Origin of the sequence: Actinomadura roseirufa, assembly GCF_900659635.1 — a bacterium.
Taxonomy (GTDB): Bacteria; Actinomycetota; Actinomycetes; order Streptosporangiales; family Streptosporangiaceae; genus Spirillospora; species Spirillospora roseirufa.
Genome location: NZ_CAACVB010000457.1, coordinates 1 through 3,844 on the forward strand (window position 1 = coordinate 1; position 3,844 = coordinate 3,844).

At 75.4% G+C, this 3,844-nt stretch carries 3 protein-coding genes and 1 pseudogene; 2 read left to right on the top strand and 2 right to left on the bottom strand.

The window, feature by feature from the left end:
- The coding region (locus E1291_RS39990) for an anti-sigma factor (protein ID WP_165495531.1) at nucleotides 1–487 on the top strand (487 nt) is incomplete at its 5' end.
- Between the two features lie 389 nt (nucleotides 488–876).
- Nucleotides 877–2,076, top strand: a complete 1,200-nt coding sequence (locus E1291_RS39995) for a lysylphosphatidylglycerol synthase transmembrane domain-containing protein (protein WP_165495532.1) — start codon at nucleotides 877–879, stop codon at nucleotides 2,074–2,076.
- 29 nt (nucleotides 2,077–2,105) lie between these two features.
- Here the strand turns inward: E1291_RS39995 and E1291_RS44440 are convergent.
- Together E1291_RS44440 and E1291_RS40005 are read right to left on the bottom strand one after the other, a co-directional pair.
- Nucleotides 2,106–2,669, bottom strand: a pseudogene (locus E1291_RS44440) (phosphatase PAP2 family protein); the annotation flags it as partial.
- 147 nt (nucleotides 2,670–2,816) lie between these two features.
- The coding region (locus E1291_RS40005) for a glycosyltransferase family 4 protein (RefSeq protein ID WP_131743209.1) at nucleotides 2,817–3,844 on the bottom strand (1,028 nt) is incomplete at its 5' end.

Below are 3,844 nucleotides of genomic sequence, written 5' to 3' on the forward strand. Positions count from 1 at the left end.
CGTGATCACCGGCTTCCACGCGGCGGTGGACCTGGAGCGGCTCGACCGGGGCGTACAGGCGCTGGCCCTCGCGGCGGGGATCGCGGCGCTGGGCCAGCACCGCGACGCCGACCGGGCCCGGGCCCTCAACCGGCAGATCACCGCCGTGCTGGCCGCGCCGGACGCCCGCGCCGCCACCGCCGCCGCTCCCGTCCCCGGCCGGCCCGGCGGGACGGTCACGGTCGTGGCGTCACGGTCGCTCGGCAAGGCCGTGGTCACCGCCTCGCGGTTGCGCGAGCTCCCGTCCGGCCGGACCTACCAGCTGTGGTTCCTCGGCGCGGGCCCGCCGCGGCCGTCGGAGCGGTTCCGGACCAGCCGGGACCGGGCGGTCCGGCCGGTCGTCGCCGCCGGCATGGGCGGCGCCCGGCGGATCGGCGTCACCGTCGAGCCCGCCGGGGGATCGTCCACCCCGTCGGCCCCGCCCTTCGTGACCCTCCCACTCGGCTGACTCCCGCCGGGCCGCGCCGCGGCGAATGAGGGCCTGCTCGATCCGCACCCCCTCATCGAGCACGCCCGCGCGCGCTAGAGTCCTGCCGCCGGGGTCTCTCGTCCGCCCGCGCCTACGCAGCGTTGATCACGCATGCCGCAGCGCGCCGGAGGGGGTCTCCGGAGTGGCATATCTACTACAGACCTTGTAGTAGAAGTCGGTTATGGCGCTTGCAAGGCACAAGCCGGTGCAAGATGGACGTCGGTAAAAAAGCGGTTGCGCGGGTTACGCGAGTGGCCCTCGCGTTCAGAGTGGCACAATGCGAAACGTGCCGGCGGGGGTGGACGGATGGGTCCGGACGGGGCGGCCCACCTCTGCCAGCGCGGCGGGAAGGCATGACGGTCGAACTCATGGGACAGGTTGCGGAGCCTCCGGCCGCGCCCGGGGCCGTGGCCGGCGGGGGCCGGCGCGGCACAGGCGGGACGGGCGCCGACGGGACGGGCGCGGACGCCGGCCGCGGGCACGACGGGGCGGCCGAGCCCGGCCGGGTGGAGGGCCTACTGGGGCGCGGACGGTCCGCGGCGCGCTCGGCCAGGGCGTTCGGACGCTCCGTCGCCGCGGACGCGCCGATGTCGCGCGTCCTGCTCGGGACAGGTGTCGCCGCCGCGGTGGTCGTGCTCGGGCTCATGCACCGCGGCGCCGTCGACGCCGGCGGCCAGAGCCTCGCCGACGCCGACTGGGACTGGCTGCTCCTCGCCGTCCTGGCCACCACCGCGATGTGGGGCGTCGGGACGGTGACCCAGCTGGGCTCGATGCCGGTGAGCCCGCCGGTCGGCCGGGTGTTCGCGGTGCAGGTCGCCGCCTCGTTCGTCAACCACCTGCTGCCCGCGGGCTCGGGCGGCATCGCGGTCAACGTGCGCTTCCTGCGGCGGTGCGGCCTGACCCGCGGCGCCGCGGTCGGGTCGGTGGGACTGAACTCGCTGGCGGGCCTCGTCACGCACATGGTGCTGCTGGTCGTCGCCGTCGCGGCGGTCCCCTCCACCATGGGGATGCTGGACGGCCGCCTGCCCAGGGTGAGCCGCCAGCAGGCCGCCGACGCGGTCCTCGGCAACGCCTGGGCGGCGCTGGCCGTGGTCGCGGCCGTGGCCGCCGCCGCGGCCGCCCTGGTCTGGCTGCGCCCGGCCCGCTGGGCGCGCTCCCTGGGCGCCCGCGGCGCCCGCGGCTGGGCGCACCTGAAGCGCGAGCTCGCGACGCTGCGGGACGTGCTGCGCCATCCCGGCCGCGCCACCGCCCTGTGGGTGGGCTCGGCGGCGGCGCCGCTGCTGCACGGGATCGTGCTGTTCGCGGTGCTGCGCAGCATCGACGTGTCGATCACCGCGACCAGCGCCGTCGTGGTCTACCTGGTGGTCTCGTCCGTCTCGGCCCTGCTGCCCTCGCCCGGCGGCATCGGCGGGCTCGACGTCGTGCTCGTCGCCGGGCTGGCGTGGGCGGGGGTGCCCTCGGCCGCCGCGCTCGGCGCCGTCCTGGGATACCGGATGATCACCGTCTGGCTGCCGCTGGTGCCGGGCGCCTGCGTGTTCGCCGTGCTGCTCCGCCGCAAGATCATCTGAACGCGGCCGGCCACGAAGATCGCGCTCAGCGCCACAGCCACGCCGGCGACGACGTCCAGCAGGTAGTGGTTGGCCGTGGCCATCACGATCACACCGGTCGTGACCGGGTACAGATGGACGAGGTGCCGCGCGCGGTACCTGCGCAGCAGTCCCGCCGCGACCAGCGCCGTCCACATCGCCCAGGCCAGGTGCAGGGACGGCATCGCGGCGTACTGGTCGGCCGGTACGGGGCCGCCGTGCGTGGTCCCGTACCCGGCCAGCGCCACCGAGTCGGCGTACCCCTCGCCGGGCAGCAGCCGCGGCGGCATCACCGGCACGAAGAAGAACACCGTCATGCCGACGACATTGGTGATCACCAGGGCGTTGCGCACCGTCCGGTAGAGCTCGGGACCGGCGATGTAACACCAGGTCAGCACGCCCATGGTGACGGTGATGTGCGCCAGCTGGTACCAGTGGACGGCGATCTCCGACACGACGTGGTGCCGGGTCAGCCACCGGTTCATCACCATCTCGACGTCGATGCGCAGCGCGCGCTCGGTCCGCAGGACGTCCCGCCCGTGCACGAGCGCCGGGCCGTGCCGGGCCGCCGCCATCGAGCGGATGGTGTCGTACACCTTGATCAGGACGAGCACGATCAGCAGCTCGCCGATCAGCCGGGGGCGCCGCCGCCGGGGCCGGGGGCGGGGCTCCTCCCGGTCCGCCCGGTCCCGCCCGGGGCGGGTCTTGAACGTGAGAACGGCTCAGCCCACCAATCCTGCGCGGCCGCCGTCCGCGGGGGCCGGCCTGGCCTGCTGCCGCTGGAGCCGCTCGATGGCCAGATCGTACATCTCCTCGGTGCGGCGCAGTACGTCCGGCCAGGTCACCGGCGGCGGCACCGTCCGGCTGTAGGTCGCGATCCGCGACCTCAGCTCCTGGTCGGAGGCAAGCCGCACGATGGCGTCCACCATCGCGTGGTCGCTGTCGGCGAGGATGCCCTCCTGCCCGTCCCGGACGAACTCGCGGATGCCGCCCTCGGAGCGGGCCACCACCGGCAGGCCCGCGCAGCGCGCCTCCAGGGCGGCGATGCCGAACGACTCCAGCATCGCCGGCGCCACGAACAGGTCGGCCTTGCGGAACAGCTCGCGGATCCGCGCGCGGTCCACCCGGCCCGGCAGGCTCACCCAGCCGGTCATGGCGTGCCGCCGCAGGTAGCGCTCGATCGAGCGGCGCTCCGGCCCCTCCCCGACGATCACCGCGCGCATCCGGACCGCGGGGGCCAGCGCGGCGTGCGCGCGGCGCAGCATCCGCACGAGGTGCTGCGGGCGCTTGCGCGGCGCCAGCCGCATGACGGCGACGACCAGGACCTCGCCGGGCACCCGCGGCAGCGGATCGACGTGCCAGGACGCCGCGTCGATCCCGTTGGGGAGCACGAACACCGGCTCGGGCGCGACCAGGCGGCGCACCGGTTCGGCCGCCGTGTCGCTGACGGCCGTCCACACCGCGGGCAGCGAGGACCAGCCGACGGCCCTGTCCAGCAGCCGGAAGGCCGGCTCCATGTAGGAGATCAGCGAGTGCACGGTGACCACGGTCGGGAGGTCGGCGGCCAGCGCCGCGCCCGTGAAGGCCAGCGGCGAGAACGGGCCCGCGTGCACGTGGACCACGTCGTACTTGCCGCCGCGGAGCAGCCGGCGGCCGTTCCACGGGCCCGCGGGGTGCAGCGCCGACACCAGCAGCGACACCGCGCCGATCGCCGCGGCGGCCGGGAGCATCGCCAGGCCCGTCTCCAGGG

Coding starts and splice junctions, on each gene's coding strand:
- E1291_RS39995 (WP_165495532.1), top strand. CDS start 877: ATGGGACAGGTTGCGGAGCCTCCGGCCGCGCCCGGGGCCGTGGCCGGC.